This window comes from Sodalis sp. RH22, from assembly GCF_047324165.1.
Lineage (GTDB): Bacteria > Pseudomonadota > Gammaproteobacteria > Enterobacterales > Enterobacteriaceae > Acerihabitans.
This window is the reverse complement of sequence record NZ_CP178731.1, coordinates 3,201,622-3,217,648: the sequence shown is the minus strand read 5'-3', so window position 1 is coordinate 3,217,648 and position 16,027 is coordinate 3,201,622. Positions and strand designations below refer to the sequence as shown.

Here is a 16,027-nt window from a genome sequence, read left to right as displayed (position 1 = left end):
GAAAAGGCGCGTATGCCGCTGGATTGAGTCAATGTAGTACTAACTATAGCGCAGGATGAATGGCCTGGCCTTTGCATCCGCGTTCATGCGCGCCAGTCTATGGGGTTTATGCAGGGATGATTTCAGGCGGCAGGCACGGAGAGCCGGGTTTTGGCATTGATGTTGATCAGCTGGCTGCCGGCGCAGAAAAATTTTTGCGGAATGTAACGATCGAACCCCTTGGCACGGCAAAAATCCACTAGCCCGCTTAAACAGTGCACGCCGGCTTTTTTATACACAATAAGCAATCTATTCTCGACGGTCCTGAACGAGAGGTTAAGTTTTTTGGCTATTATTTTACTGCTCATGGATTGCAATGCATAAAAGATCACGTCCAACTCGCCTTCGGAAAACAGCTGTTCCGGCGGGAAAAAAGAGAAGAACGTGGGACGCTCGCCGTTAATATGTTTCAGCAGGGAAAAATGCTCAAACTTGCGGGCATGGAAAACGGTGCCGATACATTTGCCGATTCTATGGTCAAATAAAGGGAATTTATCAAAATAATAGGGCTGTAGCAGCTGTTCGCCGCCATAACGATGAATTTCCAGGGAACAGAGCCGATCTTTGACTTGCAGCGTGCTGCGGTCATGCTCTTTGAAATGCCAGGCGAATTCGGCAATGGAGGAGGGCAACTGATCGTCCAGGCAGCCTTCAATATTGTGTAACGAGCGCTTTACATTAATAAGGTCATAATAAGCTTTATTTGCATAGGCATAACGAGATTCTGTATCTTTAACGCCCCACGGCTCGCTGGAATTATCCCAGAACATCAAAAGCTGTGGTGATATTTCAATTGCAAATCGCTCGGCTATCCCAGCAGCGCATTTCATATTAACTTCCATTAGTGTGCCACCTAATTAATCACAACTTGTCCATATCCCCATCATAATGTTTAAACATAGTACTGTCCAGAGGGGTAAAAAAGATATTAATAACTGATAAAAATACATTGTCATTATAGAATGCAGGCCGTTAAGCCGAAGGCGCCCGTGTAGCTTACACCTTCATTTTTTTAATTTTAATTAAACGTAAATTATAAAATTAGATATATAACCAACGTATAAGCCGCCGATCCCGCATCTGGCGCTATTTACACTATAAGGATATTTGTGATGGAAAAAATCAATATCGCCGCCAATGATTATGCCTGCGCGCGCGTACCGGACGCGCGGCGCTCCGGCTTTCTCACCGTGACCATGATACGCATCGGCATTACCACCACCCTCGGGCAATTTTTGCTTGGGGCGATGCTTGGCCATGCCATGACATTTTACCAGGCGCTGTTCGCGACCTTTCTGGGAAGCCTGATCCTGGAATTCGTCGGCCTGGGGCTGGGACTGGCCGCCGCCAGGGAGGGGTTGTCCACCAGCCTGCTGGCCCGCTGGTGCGGTTTCGGCCAGGCGGGATCGGTGCTGATTGGCGTTGTGATCGCCCTTAGCCTGTTAGGGTGGTTTGGCGTGCAGAACGCCATTTTTGCCCATGGCGTTGATTATATGCTGGGAGGGCGGCTCGGTTTCGGCTGCTCCGCGGTTATTACCGGCATGGCGCTTACCGCCCTGGTCGCCTGCGGTTTTCGCGCCCTGGGCTGGACGGCCATGATATCGGTACCGCTCTTCTTCCTGGTGGTCGGCTGGATCGCGCTGGAGCTGCTGGCCGGCCATGATGTTGCCGCCCTGGTCGCCGCCGCGCCTATCGGCGAACCCATGACCCTGGGGATGGCGGCCACCAGCGTAGCGGGCGGTTGTATCGTCGGCGCTGTCACCACGGCGGATATCAGCCGTTATTGTAAAAACGGCCGGCATGTTTTCTGGATGATCACCGTCTCGATTATCATCGGCGAATTCGTGGTTAACGGTATCGCCATCCTGATAGCGCATGCGCTGGGAACGTCGGACGTGGTCGCGGTGATGACGCAGACCGCCGGATGGGTAGGCGTATCCGCGGTGATCTTGTCGGCGGTGAAAATCAATGACGCCAATTTGTATTCGTCTTCCCTGGCACTGGCCAACGCTTTCGAAGGCATTACCGGCAGGAAGTTAAGCTATCGCCGGCTGACGATTATCTTGGGTGCCTGCGGCACGATATTGACGCTAATCGGCATTCTGGAGCAATATCAGCATTTCCTTATCCTGATGGGTGTGGTTTTCCCTCCGGTGGCAGGCGTTATGGTTTGTGATTATTATCTGCTGCGAACCAGCCGCCGGCTCCTCGACCAAACGCGCGCCAACCATGCCCTGCCGGACCCGGCATTGACGCCTGTCATCGGCTGGCGGGCCGTTATAGCCTGCGTAACGGGGATCCTGGCCGGCCTTCTCTTTGATGCGGGGATCGCGGCCCTTAATTCGTTAATGGTTTCCATTATTGTCTATTGGATAATATGTACTCTTAAATCAAGGCGCGTTGCCGATGTACAATAACCCTCCCCTGGTAAAGTAAAATGCCATAACATTAACAGGAAGCGTATCAGCGTCCGGAAAAAGGCGGATATCCTGATCGCTTCTTTGATATTCAAAATAATTCTTTATGTGTTTAAGGAAAATGAATATATCGTTCAGGTAAGATTTAACGTAATCTGCCAGCGCCATGACAATACCGGGCTTTATGCCACAATGTGCCCCGTTGTTAATCACTGGTATATCACAATTAGCCGCTGTCCACTAATCCACGTGGTAGAGTACTTTCTACTCGATAATAAATATGTTTTAATACGCAGCTATTTTAACAACATAACACTATACATTTGCCGGTGCAGGAGAAGACGCATGTGTAAATTCAGCCCCTGCTTCTATGAGTTCCTTTTTGATAGTCATGTTGAGTTCATTAGGAAGCCTGATGGAAATACAATAATTTTTGGCGCCTTGAATTTAACCCATACGGGAATCAGGCATATTCCGCAAAAATTGATAATTGTTAATTCGCTTATTATGAGATATTGCGACATTGAATATCTTCCCGAGGGGTTACAGGTCTTTGATGACCTGGACTTGAAAAACACGCCGATCAAGCGATTACCGCAGGACCTGCACGTTGGCGGAAGTATCTTCCTGGAAAATTCGCAGTTGAGCGAGCTGCCGGACAATTTCGAGGTTGACGGCGGATTGGATCTTGAAAATACGCCGATAAGAACGTTACCGAGTAATCTGTGCGTAGGGGGTTATCTGAACATCCAGGGTACCAATATTACCGCTTTGCCTGAAGATCTTTATGTCGGCCAGACTTTGCTGCTTGATAGCGAAAAAATCAGTATGAACGAGGCCTATCGCAATATTTTGGCCAGCGGGATAATATGGCCTAAGGAACGTCAATATATTAACAAGAATGTTAAGTCATTAACAAAGGTAGGCAATGCCGAATCGAGCTACACGCATCGTGCGTTTTTCTAGTGCGCCGTTCGGCGCGCCCATGGCGGCCTGCTTTTTGATCCTCTTACCGGAAACGCCGTTCCAGGCTGTATTGCATTGGGGGGCCCGGCTTGTTATTAATATTTCTAATAGGGATATTAATAAAATGAGGGTGGGTTATCCCATTCCCGCGGCCTGTTTTATGGAATAGTAGTGGGCAATCTGACCCATACCACCGGTGTTTACCGCCCGGCGTACCGGCGCTGGGAGTCAATTTTCGCCATGGAGAGATTGTCATGACCCATTTTATCAACGGCAGCTGGCGCAGCGGCAAAGGCGATCCTTTTACCAAGCTTTGCCCTGTCAGCGGCGCGCTTTTATGGCAGGGTAACGAAGCGAATGCGCTTCAGGTCGACGAGGCATGTCGGGCCGCGCGCGCTGCGTTTCCCGCCTGGGCCAGGCGGCCGTTGTCAGGACGCGTCGAGATGCTGCAGGCATTCGCCGGTTTGCTTGCCCAGCATAAAACCGAGCTGGCGAGCGTCATTTCCCGCGAGACCAGCAAGCCGCTGTGGGAAAGCCAGACCGAAGTGCAGGCCATGATCAATAAGGTGGCTATTTCCCTGACGGCTTACCACGCCCGCACCGCAGAAAGCGTCGCGGCGCAGGGCGACGGCCAGGCCAGCTTGCGCCACCGGCCGCACGGCGTGCTGGCGGTATTCGGCCCGTATAACTTTCCGGGGCATTTACCCAACGGCCATATCGTGCCCGCGCTGCTGGCGGGCAATACCCTGGTGTTTAAACCCAGCGAACTGACGCCGATGACCGCCGAACTGACCTTGCGTTTGTGGCAAGAAGCCGGACTGCCCCCGGGGGTTATCAACCTGGTGCAGGGCGGCCGGCAAACCGGCATGGCCCTGGCTCAATCTTCTGAGACCGACGGGCTCTTGTTTACCGGCAGCGCCCATACCGGCTATCAACTGCACCGGCAATTGGCCGGCCGGCCGGAAAAAATGCTGGCGCTGGAAATGGGCGGTAACAACGCCCTGATTGTTGAACAGGCGGACGACGTGGACGCGGCGGTAAATGTTATTATCCACTCGGCGTTCATCTCCGCAGGCCAGCGCTGTACCTGCGCCCGCCGTCTGCTGGTCAGGCGCGGTGCGGCGGGGGATGCCCTGCTCGGCCGGCTGGTAAAGGTAAGCGCCGCCTTGCGTATCGGCGCCTGGGATAGCCAACCGCCGCCGTTTATGGGCGGGGTGATAAGCCTGCAGGCGGCGGCCAGTCTTATCGTGGCGCAGGAACAACTGCTGGCCGCGGGCGGCAAAGCCATGCTGGCCCTGACTCAGCCGCGGGCGGAAAGCAGCCTGCTGACGCCGGGCATTATCGATATCACCGCGGTGCCTGACGCCCCGGATGAAGAATACTTTGGCCCGCTGTTAAGCGTTATCCGCTATGACGATTTTGACCAGGCCCTGCATATTGCCAACAATACCCGTTTCGGGCTGGCCATGGGATTGATATCACCCCATCGCCATCATTTCGACCGGCTATTGCTTGAGGCCCGCGCCGGCATCGTCAATTGGAATAAACCGCTGACCGGTGCGGCCAGCAGCGCGCCTTTCGGCGGCATCGGCGCATCCGGCAACCACCGGCCCAGCGCTTTTTACGCGGCGGATTATTGCGCCTGGCCCATGGCGTCGCTGGAAAGCGAGCAATTGACCCTGCCCGAGCCATTGGCGCCGGGTCTGACATTTCCCGGTTAGCGGCGCGGATGTTTTCAGGCCGGCGGCGCGGGAAAGTAAACCCGACATCACCCGCCGGCCGGATCCATAATTTGCCGCTGACCGCAGCGTAAATCGCTGCTATGATTGCCGGATTCATGGGTTCACCGTCATCCGGGCGCCCTCGCTCAGCCTAAGGTAGAGATATGGACATCAATAAAAGCTTCTCTATGGCGGCGCTGTGCGCCGTACTAAGCGCCTGCGCGCCGGCGCCGCACCGCGAGGCGCCGGCGCTATCGCAAAGGGCTGCGAGCGCGCCGGCCCTTTGCGGCAAACCGGATGCGGGCGCGGAAATGGATTATTATCAATCCACCAGGCAGGCCTATCTGGACGCCGGGATGGATGATGAATTAAGCACCTATCTTGCCCATACCGCCTCCGCCATGATGAGCTGTATCTGGCATCAGGAATTCGGTCAGTTCGCCGGCAGGACCTGCTCGGTGAAACTGGATTTCAGCGGTACGCGCCCGGAAAAGTCGTTTTCCGGTGATAAGGCGTTGTGCGCCTTTATCGAAAAACAAATTGTCCCGGTCGCCATTTCTCCGCCGCCGGCCTCCTATCTGAAACAGCATCAAGCCATTTGGATTGAGTTCACGCCCGGTTAAGGCGATACCGCCCGCGCTCAGACATTGCGGTTGGTGAACTCCTGGCCCAGCCAGTCTATAAATACCCGCACCCGGGGTGCTAGCTGGCGATTATGCGGATAGAGCACCGCAACCGGAATCGGCGCGGCGGGATAATCCGCCAGCAGCGACAACAGGGCGCCGCTGGCCAAATCGCCGGCCACATGGTAGCGCGGCACCTGGATTATCCCCATGCCCAGCCGCGCCGCCGCCACCAGGCTCTCCGCGCCGGTAACCGAGACCGTGGCCTGCAGCGTGCGGGTGTGCAGGGTGCCATCGATCATGAATTCCAACGGCATAAGGGTACCGGTGGCGGACGAGCGGAAACCGACCATCCTGTGGTCTGCCAGATCCGCCGGCGAAGCCGGCAGGCCGAAACGCTGAATATAATCAGGCGAAGCGCAGGTGATTTGTGCCAGCGCGCCGAGACGCCGCGCCACCATATCGCTGTCTTTCAGGTTGCCGACCCGCAATACGCAATCCATGCCCTCGCGCACCAGATCCACCAGCCGGTCGCCCTCGCTCATGAAAAACTCGATTTCCGGATACCGCGCCAGAAAGCCGGGCAGGCCGGGCAGTAGGAAATGGCGTGCCAGGGTGCCGTGTACGTCTACCCGCAATAATCCCTTCGGCCGGGCGCCGCTAAAGGCGGTCTCCGCATCCTCCACCGCCGCCAGGATCAGCAGGCAGCGCTGGTAATACGCCTCGCCATCCAGCGTCGGGCTTACCTGACGCGTGGTACGATGCAGCAGCCTTACCTGCAGCCGGTTCTCCAACTGCTTGACGGCGTCGGTGGCGGTGGAACGCGGAATGACCAAATCCCGCGCCGCCAGCGTAAAACTGCGCTGTTCAACCACCCGGGTAAATACCCGCATGGCATCGTATCTGTCCAAGGCATTGTTTCTCATTTTCGGATAGTGATGACGAATAATAGGGGATTATCCGGAAAAGAAAAAGGTCCATGCTGTTTTCACCGGCCCCGACAGGGTATGGCCGGCAACCCGACAGGAGAACAGCATGAATAACGCTACATCGCGCGTCGCCATCATTACCGGCGCCTCAAGAGGCATCGGCGCCGCCATCGCCCGGCGCCTGGCCCATGACGGTTATACCGTTATCGTTAATTATTCGCGCCAGCAGCAAGAGGCCGACGCGCTGGTCAGCCAGATCGCGCAGGCTGGCGGCCATGCCCTCAGCGCCCAGGGTGACGTCAGCGACCCGGCGACTTTTACCACCTTGTTTGATCGGGCGGAAGAGGCGTTCGGCGGGGTGGATATCCTGGTCAATAATGCCGGCATCATGAACCTGAGCACCCTGGCGGACAGTGACGACGCGCTGTTTGATCGCCAGATCGCCATCAACCTGAAAGGCACTTTTAACGGATTGCGGGAAGCGGCGCGGCGCCTGCGCACTGGCGGCAGCATCGTCAATTTTTCCACCAGCGTCGTCGGCCTGCGGCTTGAAACCTACGGCGTCTACGCCGCCACCAAGGCGGCAGTGGAAACCCTGACCGCCATCCTGGCTAAGGAACTGCGCGGCCGCGCGATCAACGTCAATGCCGTCGCTCCCGGACCAACGGGAACCGACTTGTTTTTAAAAGGCAAACCGCAGGAAGTGGTTGACCGCATGGCCAAAATGGCGCCGCTGGAACGCCTGGGCACGCCGGAGGATATTGCCGCCGTGGTGGCGTTCCTGGTGGGTGCCGACGGTGCCTGGATCAATGGCCAGGTGCTGCGCGCCAACGGCGGGCTGATCTAACGCCTTTTCAGTCGATTCATTTCATCTTGAAAAGAGGTTTGGCCATGAAACACGTGATCGTGATAACCGGCGCCTCCAGCGGCTTTGGCGCCCTGACCGCACGGGCGCTGGCCGCAGCCGGACATACCGTTTACGCCGGCATGCGTGAAACCGCCGGGCGTAACGCGCCGCAGGCGGCTGAAGCCCGGCGCTATGCCGCCGAACAGGGCGTCGATCTGCGCCCTGTGGAGCTGGACGTCGTGTCCGACGCATCGGTGCAGGCCGCCACTGCCGGCATTATCAGGGAGTGTGGCAGGCTGGATGTGGTGATCCATAATGCCGGTCATATGTCGTTCGGCCCGGCGGAGGCGTTTACCCCGGAACAATTTGCCCAACTGTACGATATCAACGTGCTCAGCACCCAGCGCGTAAACCGCGCCGCCTTGCCGCAGCTGCGCAAGCAGGGCAGGGGATTGGTGGTATGGGTGTCGTCCAGCAGCGCCAGGGGAGGCACGCCGCCCTACCTGTCTCCTTACTTCGCCGCCAAGGCGGCGATGGATTCACTGGCCGTCTCTTACGCCGCGGAACTGAGTCGCTGGGGAATTGAAACCAGCATTATCGTGCCGGGGGCGTTTACCCGCGGCACCCATCACTTCGCTCATGCCGGGGCGCCGGCCGATGCGCCGCGCGCCGCGGAATACGATCAGGGGCCCTACACCGGGCTGGCGGAGCAAAGCCTGAAGGGGTTGTCTTCGCTGGAGCCGGCGAATGCCGATGTCGCCGAGGTGGCCAGGGCCATCGTCCGGGTCGTGGATATGCCCTTCGGCACCCGGCCGTTCCGGGTGCATATCGACCCGTCCGGGGACGGCTGCGAGGTGGTCAATGGCATGGCGGACCGGGTGCGCGCCGAACTGTTCCGCCGCATCGGCCTGGAAGACTTATTAAAACCGCACAAGCGGTAGTATCTCAAGGCGCTTATGGCCTGGCATCCATCCTGTTACCGCCGCGACGGATCGCGGCGGTGATGTTCATCAGCTGTAGGGCCATAATGGCAACGTATGGTTCGCGGTAGTTATGGGCATGGGATAAATCAATTCGGTAAGACGGCGGAAATTCTTGACGGAAAAAAGGATATCGAAAAAACACTGCAGGTAATATTCGTCCGCTTCCGCAATATAGTCCTGGTACTCCCTGAGAATATGATAAATTTTTTCTTCAGACTCTTTATCCAACTGCTGCCGGTAGATGCCGGTAAAATCATAGAAATTCATATCGCGAATGATAAGTCGCGCTAAATCACTCAAAATATCGGGTAAAAAAGTGACGTTTCGTTTGATGCGGGCGTTATTGAGTGATTTTCTGATGGTAATAAGCATTTCCACCATATCAGCCAGGCGCCTGGTTTTTGCATAGCCCCGGCGATGTTCAGTAGCGCCATGCCTGTGCGTTACCGGCGCTGGCAATGCTTCACCCGGTTCGACGGTAGAAGGTGAAAAGCGGGTAAACCAATGGGGCTGCCGTTGCCTGATGTTATCTGTCGCCAGATAGGGGCCCAGCTGGATGTTGAGCCTGAGATCATTAGCCAGCACCTGTCCCCGCTGGGAATGAGGCGCAAATCCATCAAAGAGGGTGATTAATTCCATATATCGTACCTGCGCGAGGTCGGGCAGCTTGCTGTTGGCATAAACCAGACCGCGGATAATGTGCGCCATTTCGCGGGGGCGGGAGGGATAAATATTTTGTGGGACAGCCTCCATTTTAAGCGTCAGCACCGCGGGATTATCAGCCGAAGTCGCCAGCGTCCAGGTATTTTGGGTCAGCGTTTTTTCCCTTGCGGCCACAGGAAATTCTGCGATGGCCTCTTCACCATACGTAGTGGTGTTAACAATCTTCTGAAACGCCAGCCTGTCCGACATAACGGGTTCATCAGGCGGCGCGTTAAAAAGATTACCTGCGATCAGGGTATATTGTTCGGACGTGTTTCTTATCGTGAGCTTGCCTTCGGAAAAAGTACCCATTTCTTCGGCCAGGATAATCGAAGGCCCGGTCTCGAACAGCGGGTTAAATAAATTATTGCCTACGCCTGCAAAGCGGCCATCGCCGACGCTGAGTAATAAATGGCTTAAATATAAATCATCATAGAATACCGCGAGCAATTTTCCCGGCTTTATTTTTAACAAATCATCGATTTCCAGCAGTTCGACACCGGCTGACATGTAGCTCTGGCTGGGATAATTTTGACCTAATGCCCGCGTGGTTTTTTGCTGCATATCTTCCGTTTCCTGGGCGCTGAGAAGTTTAGCCTCTTTCAAAATGAGAAAAGGAAAGGTCACTTTCATATGATGATTTTCATCTGTTCGATCAATACGATCATATTCAGCGGTCATGTTACGCGCTGCCGACAAAACGGAAGGGGTATCATCATACTCAGTAGGTAATTTTTCCTTGACATAGCGATAATAATATTTAATCCCTGCGGTTTTATACCATATAGGTTCACGCAGCAAGAACGCGCCTTTGACGTATTTTCCCGGATGTTCCGCCTCACGATAGGGAAAGGCGATAGCCGATTTAATTTTACTGAAATCTTTGTATTTTATCAGAGGGTAATCGTTGCTGATGGTTTTTTTAATCAGATATGCCCATTCGGGTTCATTAAAAACCTGCCGGTCTTCAATGAGCCCGGCTCCGTACGGACGAAGGTAGGTCATATCAACAATATAATTATTCCCATTTATCTTTAAGACTAAAACAATATGATCTACCGGCAAACGATCGTGCTCATTCTGCCATAAGCGCTGCATGCGGTAGGCGACGCCCACTCCCCCATCCAGTGCTAAACCGGTTACAAAGTGGCGCAGCATAATGTTTTCCTCACCGGATCCCTGCGTAAAGACCTCACGGAATTTATGCTCGTCGGCAAGACAATCTACAAAGTCGGTTAACATATTACTTATGTCGCTGTTTTGGTCAAATAAATTTTTCATATGGGTGGTGTAGTCATTTACCATGATTTCTAACATGTAAATGTACATCCATTTATTGTCCCGGTAATGGTCTTTCGTAAATTGTATGGCGCGTAATGGTTCCATGGTAAAAATATCAATTTCTTTATTTATATGCCGGGTTCGACGGCCGGAGCGCATGTATATAGGGAAGCGGTCATTATCCAAAAAATAGGTGGCACTCCATTTGCCTTTATCGTTTTTATACATAGGGATGGCGTAATTGAAATTTATAACCTCGGTCGGTTTGACGACACGCCAGGATTTTATCGCGGCATCCCAAATAACCTGAAAGAAATAATCGTCAATCTCGATAAATTTCTGCGTGGTCCCCTGTCCCTGATCAAGGATAAATGTGCCATCGTTGTTTTTTTGAGAGAGCAAATTTTTATCAATTTTAGCGGACCAAAGAATAAAATTAGTCATTCTTTGCTCCATATTATTTAGAATAAAATTGCTCATCCATGAAATTACCGTGGCCATATTTTTAGATAAGTGATGCTTTACCTGCCTTGAGAATATGGAATGTATCGGCAACGGATTTAGATAACCGATAAGGCTGCTAACAACAGAACCCGAGCTTTTTCTTGCAATAGTGGGTAATTCTTCAACCAGTATTTTTGAAATAGCCCTATTCAGCTGCTTAACGGGCAGATTATCGATATTGGCAATGTTAAATAAACGTTTGTATAATATCCCAGTTCCTTTGGCCGCACTACCGGTTAATTGCGCGAGCATAAAAGCCAGATCAAAAGTATCGAATATGATTTCTATGCCATTGGGCTGGTTGTCAGCGTCATGCCATTCCTTCCACAAGATTTCATAAAAGGGTATTAACGCCAGCAACTCTTGCCACCATTTTCTTTCTCGTAGCGAAATTTTTAACTGATCCGTTATCTCCTTTAGCATTTGCGTATTCCAGTAGTCCACTATTTCCATCAGCGTCTTATATCCATCTTTTTCTTTTCCCGCCACCAGAACATAATCCGGTGTGGGCATGCTGGCAATGTTTTCTTCTGGTTCAATCAGGAAAAGACTCAATGGCGACATACGCAACGTAGAGTTGTCAAAATGAATATTAAAAAGCTCTAATAAATCATCTGTTGTTATAGATATTTTCCGGCGATTAAGCCAGTTAAGGTCGAAATTGGTTTTTTTATGTTCAGCCCGAATAAAACTAAGTATGACATTCTCAGGAGATATCGATATCTCTTTGATAAATGGAGCGCTAAAAAGAGTGCATGCCATAATGAGTTTATGACTGTAAGTTTTAATCAGGGAAAAAGTGCCAAAGTTATTATTTGGCGCGAAAATATCAGTATTGGGAGATAATGAATTCTGGACGTAATTCCTAGAATAGATTTTAAAAGTATGTACTTCCTTGGGGGGATAGATCATATCCAAATAATCTAATTGCGAACGGGAAAGAATTTTATATGTAAATTGCCGTGCTTCCTGTTGTAGGGAATAAGCTTTATAATGGATAAATTGGTTATAAAAATCCCTGGCTGAATCAAATTCACTCGAGGGTTTCAACTCAAATATTTTTTTAAAATTTTCAACGGATCGCGACTCGAAATCAAGCGCGACCATTTTTTTTGCATCTTGAAATTGCTTGATGATAAATAATGAATTGAGTTCGCTTAACTGATCCGGCCGGACGCGATGATAATCCATGTACCAGTAGATTGACGCTCTCAAAAGCAGTTCAATATCGCCCATAGTAACGCGGTGGAAGTATTGGTTGAGTATGTCCTGCTTTGATTTGTTGCTGGCGTCGCCGGGGAAGGCCATTATCATCGCCATGATTTTTGCTTCCGCCAGCCGTTGCTCATCCGTGTTACTGCCTAACAACACTTGTTCGTGCTGATGCTCGTCGACTATAATTATTAAGGAGGTTTGCAGCTTTTCAAGGAAACTCAACAATAAAATGCATTCCTTGTCATATTTAATTTGATCGAATAAAGTATTAATCCATTGAGGATTATGCGCATAGGCAGGATCGTCCATACGCGCAAGATTGGTGGCCGCGCTTTTCTCAAGGCAATGTAATGTCTCTTGGTAGGGTAGCAAACTTTCATCCTGCCAGCGTTGGCCTGCGTTGTGAGTAGCTAGGCGGGTACGATAAAAAGCGATGTCACGCAGCAACCGGTCGATATGGGGATGATATTTATCACTGCCGTGGATAAAATCCACGATCTGCTTTGCCACCAGCTCGGCTATTTCCTCTTCGCTTAACGGTGGGACCGGCTGGTCAAAAAGATTTCTGTATTCAGTCAGCTCTCCTGGAATAAAAAGATAATTGCCCTGAATGCTTAGGCCATTGTTCCTGCTATACTCGAAAATATAATAAAAAAAACGCTTAATAAGAATCCGCTTGAGATTTTTGGGCTGTTCATCGAGCATGTCAATATATATTTCCCGGGAATTGTAATAGATGAGTCTGTCTATTGTTGGGATTGAATCACTAAATAATGATCTTTCGTATTTATGCTGCGCTTCTTGCATTAAAATAAGCATTGTATATTGTTCTCTATACATTTCAACATCGTCTAATGATGATTCTTTAATCAGTTGCAGCAGGTTTTTTTTGGCATCGGCATACGAAATGCCATTTTTAAAATCTATCAATTCACGCAAAAGTTTGAAATTGATTTTTCCCAACGCCTCTTCAATGTGGTGGCTAATCTGAGGATAAAAATCGGCCACCATCCTTTGCTCTTTGAAATAGTTTCTGCTGGAATTTTCATATTTTGTTATTTTGGCTGATGATTTAATACAATCTTCAATATTGTTTTCGATATATTTTTTGATCATTATAATATCAGTAAACTGCACTATATTGTTAAGGTATGAAATATCGTTAAATAGTTCAGTTATTTTGTCGTATAAAAAAATATTGAGATCGTACATCCATTCTAGCGAGTAAATTTTACCTTTCGCCAATGGGATATATTGCTGTTTAATTTCCGTATATAATTCTTTGGCTGCATGATTAGCGATATGTAAGTTTGTTTCACAGATATGATTTTTTCCATTATCGTCGTTTTCTGTTATCGGCGGGTCGGAAAACAAGGGCAAGGCGTGGTCATGCCGCCGCTCAATGTCATCTACCGCTGCCGCGCCGGCGCCAGGTAACAATGTGGGTAGAAAGAACCTATGACGGGATTGCCACAGGGTGGTTAATATGCCGGAGGCACGCAGCGGGGAAGGACCGATATCGCGCGCTTGCGCGTTGGGCCGGTGCCCCGATGCGGCGATTTTTGCTTGTTGCGGCCCCGGTGTGCCCCGGGGTTGCGCCTGGAAAATCCGGCTCGCGTAATAGCCGCTGACCACGCCCGCGAGATGCTCCAGCAGATTGACCAAATTGTCCATCCAGGTGCGGGGCGGACCGGCAAGATCGTCAATATGATAGATCTCCCCATCGGAAAGCAGCCACCGCCCGTCCATTTCCGCGATATAAACACCATAGCCGCCTGGCAAGACAATCTTGCGGGTCGGAATGCTAAGGGATTGATCGGCAATAGTGATGGTAATATTTTTTCCGGTTGTCGCCGTGGATACGCTTCCGGGATGTTTTTTAAATAAAGCCACGCAGGCGTATAACCGATCCGCTTTTAATTTTTGTTCAGCTGTTTCTTCAGTGTCAATACCGTTATGTGGTTTAGATACGCATTCGCGCTGCTTTGACGGCAGATTAGTATCATGTTGGTTCTGAACGTTGTTAATTTTTTGATAGTAATTATTAATTGTTGATGAGTTGGCATGACCGGCGACAGCGACGTTGGATTCTTTTGTTAAAAAGCAATTATATTGGCTGATAGTTGTATTTAACATAGTATCTCCAGTGATTTATAGGCATCTGTGCAGCTTGCCGACGGGAAAAGTAAGCGGGGCGCCATAATATTATGGCGTGCTATATAAGGCATATTGGAGCATGTTAATTAAGAAAGGACAGTGGATTTTTCGTTAATGTATTTGTGATAAAAAAGCGCTTGCTAACGAACGCAAAAAAATGCCGTTGTTTATTGTTATTGCAACCATAGGCGCAGCATGGCCGGCACAGCCGGTAATTGCGACAGCAGGTACAACACCAGGCCGATAAATCCCCCCACCAGCGTGCCGTTGATGCGAATAAACTGCAGATCCTTGCCGATGTTCAGTTCTATTTGCCGCGACATATCGCGCGCGTCCCAGCTTTTTACCGTATCGCTGATATGCTGGGTCAGGAAGGCCGAGAAGTCGGGCGCCATGCGCAGGGCCGCCTGTTCCAGATGCTGGTTTAACGAAGCGCGCAGGTTGGCATCCTCCGCCAGCGTCCGGCCCATCCAGAGGCCGGCGTCGGTCACCTTGCCATGCAATACCGAGTCCGGCCGATCCAGATCGTCTTTCAGCCAGCCGCGCACATCACCCCACAGGCCGCTGATATAGGTATTCAACACCTCATCGTTTTTCAAGTAATGTTTGATTTCCTCCGCCCGGCGGGCAGTAGCGGGGTCGTGTTTTAGCCGCTCGATCAATTTTTGCGCCAGCCGATCGAACCGCCCGCGCAGCTCATGGCCGCGATCGCGGCCAATTTCATCCAGCCAGGCGTTCACCGCGTTGGCCACCGCCGTGGCGCTGTGTTCGCCAAGCCATTCCGTCGGCAAAACCTTTTCTTTCAGCGGATGCTCACGTTTAAGCCATTGGATAATCTGATCGGCGATAAGCGTGCGGGTGGAAGATTTGTTCAGCAGTTTAACCAGCTGGCGCAGCCCCGCGTCCAGCAAATCCTGATGCCGGCCGTCTTTGGTCAGGCTGTCCAGGATGGCGCCGACGGAAACGGACAGGTCGATTTTATCAATCACAGCGTCCAGGGCGCGGCGGATAAAACCCTGGATGCGCCGGTCATCGGTAAAGTCGAGAAAGCCGCGCATCAGCTGCAGGATTTGGCCGCCCAGACGATCGGCGTTGGCGGGGTCGGTCAGCCAGCCGGCAATGGTCTGCGCCGGATCGTGTTTCCTGATAAGGCCGGCAAGGGACGACGTATTGAGGAATTTTTCCCGGACGAACAGCGCCAGGTTATCGGCAATTTTGTTTTTATTGCGCGGAATAATGGCGGTGTGGGCGGCGATGAACGGGATCGGCACCCGCCTGAACAGCGCTACGACGGCAAACCAATCGGCCATGGCGCCGACCATTGCCGCCTCGGCGACGGCCTTGATTCCATCGCGCCAAAAGCCGGGCGGTATAAACAGCGTCGCGACAAATATGCCCGCGGCCACGGCCAATAACAGCAGAGCCACCCGTTTGATTTTTTTCAGTTCCGTTTGTTTAGTCATAAAGTACTAATATCGGCATCCATCAGGCGGCCGTGGCCTTGGCGCTCTAACGCTCGGGGACAGCCGCCGGTGACTGCGCAGAAGAGGCGCACGCCATCGGGCGTGTGAACGACTTCTCGTGCGGTGGTTAACGTTCAGGTTCCTTAAGCGTAGTCGGCATTTCATCCGGCGGTAAACGAA

10 protein-coding genes are annotated in these 16,027 nt (G+C 51.7%); 6 read left to right on the top strand and 4 right to left on the bottom strand.

Features of this window, described 5'->3' with window-relative positions:
* Positions 1-122: 122 nt before the first annotated feature.
* On the bottom strand, positions 123-881 hold the full coding sequence (locus ACL2XN_RS14675; protein ID WP_410012331.1) for a helix-turn-helix transcriptional regulator: 759 nt from the start codon (positions 879-881) through the stop codon (positions 123-125).
* A 270-nt stretch (positions 882-1,151) separates the two neighbouring features.
* Between ACL2XN_RS14675 and ACL2XN_RS14670 the strand changes: the two genes are divergently transcribed.
* The 4 genes from ACL2XN_RS14670 to ACL2XN_RS14655 all read left to right on the top strand — a co-directional run bounded on the left by ACL2XN_RS14670 (position 1,152) and on the right by ACL2XN_RS14655 (position 5,766).
* Positions 1,152-2,456 (top strand): purine-cytosine permease family protein, encoded by a 1,305-nt coding sequence (locus ACL2XN_RS14670; protein ID WP_413722005.1) that lies wholly within the window; start codon positions 1,152-1,154, stop codon positions 2,454-2,456.
* Positions 2,457-2,801: 345 nt separating this feature from the next.
* The gene (locus tag ACL2XN_RS14665; RefSeq protein WP_413722006.1) at positions 2,802-3,422 is read left to right on the top strand and encodes a hypothetical protein; all 621 of its coding nucleotides are present in this window, start codon (positions 2,802-2,804) and stop codon (positions 3,420-3,422) included.
* Positions 3,423-3,676: 254 nt separating this feature from the next.
* The gene (astD, locus tag ACL2XN_RS14660) at positions 3,677-5,143 is read left to right on the top strand and encodes a succinylglutamate-semialdehyde dehydrogenase (protein WP_413728947.1); all 1,467 of its coding nucleotides are present in this window, start codon (positions 3,677-3,679) and stop codon (positions 5,141-5,143) included.
* Between the two features lie 164 nt (positions 5,144-5,307).
* Positions 5,308-5,766 (top strand): hypothetical protein, encoded by a 459-nt coding sequence (locus ACL2XN_RS14655; protein ID WP_410012327.1) that lies wholly within the window; start codon positions 5,308-5,310, stop codon positions 5,764-5,766.
* A 17-nt stretch (positions 5,767-5,783) separates the two neighbouring features.
* Here the strand turns inward: ACL2XN_RS14655 and ACL2XN_RS14650 are convergent, their stop codons facing one another.
* On the bottom strand, positions 5,784-6,677 hold the full coding sequence (locus ACL2XN_RS14650; protein WP_410012326.1) for a LysR family transcriptional regulator: 894 nt from the start codon (positions 6,675-6,677) through the stop codon (positions 5,784-5,786).
* A 124-nt stretch (positions 6,678-6,801) separates the two neighbouring features.
* Here ACL2XN_RS14650 and ACL2XN_RS14645 point away from each other — a divergent pair, with 124 nt between their 5' ends.
* A complete protein-coding gene (locus ACL2XN_RS14645; protein ID WP_410012324.1) occupies positions 6,802-7,542 on the top strand; it encodes an SDR family oxidoreductase in 741 nt (246 codons plus the stop codon).
* Between the two features lie 44 nt (positions 7,543-7,586).
* Positions 7,587-8,483, top strand: a complete 897-nt coding sequence (locus ACL2XN_RS14640) for an SDR family oxidoreductase (protein WP_413728946.1) — start codon at positions 7,587-7,589, stop codon at positions 8,481-8,483.
* 69 nt (positions 8,484-8,552) lie between these two features.
* Here the strand turns inward: ACL2XN_RS14640 and ACL2XN_RS14635 are convergent, their stop codons facing one another.
* Positions 8,553-14,363: a hypothetical protein gene (locus ACL2XN_RS14635; RefSeq protein ID WP_413728945.1), complete on the bottom strand. Its 5,811-nt coding sequence runs from the start codon at positions 14,361-14,363 to the stop codon at positions 8,553-8,555.
* A 194-nt stretch (positions 14,364-14,557) separates the two neighbouring features.
* A complete protein-coding gene (locus ACL2XN_RS14630) occupies positions 14,558-15,847 on the bottom strand; it encodes a DUF445 domain-containing protein (RefSeq protein WP_410012320.1) in 1,290 nt (429 codons plus the stop codon).
* Between the last annotated feature and the right edge of the window lie 180 nt (positions 15,848-16,027).